At 68.9% G+C, this 341-nt stretch carries 1 pseudogene; it reads right to left on the bottom strand.

The window, feature by feature from the left end:
• Window positions 1–92 precede the first annotated feature (92 nt).
• Window positions 93–341 (bottom strand): annotated as a pseudogene (locus OQ02_RS39565) (hypothetical protein); the annotation flags it as partial.

Raw genomic sequence — 341 nt, 5'->3', positions numbered from 1 at the left:
GGATGCGACCGCCCGGCTCAGGCCGGGTGGCGCATCCTCGCGTGCGTTTCGGGCGCGTTCCGGGTATGCGGGCGCGTTCTCGGTAAAGGGCGTCAGCCGCGCAGGGCCACGTGGAAGGACGAGGCCCAGAGCACGATCGCCGCGCCCAGGCCCACCACGACGCGGATCGTTTCCGCGGTGGTGCCGGCCGCCAGGACGACCAGCCCGACGATCGCGACCGCCGTCAGGAAGATGGCGGTCCACTTGTACTGCCCCTGGTCGTAGAGGCGGGCGAGCGGAAAGAAGTGCAGCCCCACGACCCTGTCTCTTATACACATCTGACGCTGCCGACGACTCCTTAC

Origin of the sequence: Saccharothrix sp. NRRL B-16314 (assembly GCF_000716595.1) — a bacterium.
In the GTDB taxonomy this organism is placed as follows: domain Bacteria; phylum Actinomycetota; class Actinomycetes; order Mycobacteriales; family Pseudonocardiaceae; genus Actinosynnema.
Note: the sequence above shows the minus strand (reverse complement) of the source record. Positions and strands in the feature narration are given on the sequence as shown.